General features: G+C 39.8%; 1 pseudogene. It reads right to left on the bottom strand.

The features are described from left to right. Positions 1-118: 118 nt before the first annotated feature. Positions 119-253: pseudogene (locus tag H5185_RS23575) on the bottom strand (PepSY domain-containing protein); the annotation flags it as partial. Positions 254-259: the final 6 nt, after the last annotated feature.

Genomic DNA, 259 nt, shown 5'->3' with positions numbered 1-259 from the left:
AGCAGCTAATGCTAAATGCCCAGACAGGGGAACGTTTATCGCCACTTAATCAAACAACAGCCATTGCATTAGCCCAATATTATTACCTTGGTAATGAGCCGATTACCGACGTGAGTTTACTGACCAGCGAATCACCATGAATATAGTCAATATGCATAAACACCATATATGTTCCTGTCACTGACCAAATAACGAACTGTAGTCCGAGAAAAAGCATTAGCCATTTATGGAGTGTTCTTGCAGTTTTATGCATTCAAAT

The sequence above is a fragment of the Shewanella sp. SG44-6 genome, assembly GCF_014164185.1.
Classification (GTDB): Bacteria; Pseudomonadota; Gammaproteobacteria; order Enterobacterales; family Shewanellaceae; genus Shewanella; species Shewanella vesiculosa.
This window is presented reverse-complemented; position numbering and strand designations above follow the sequence as displayed.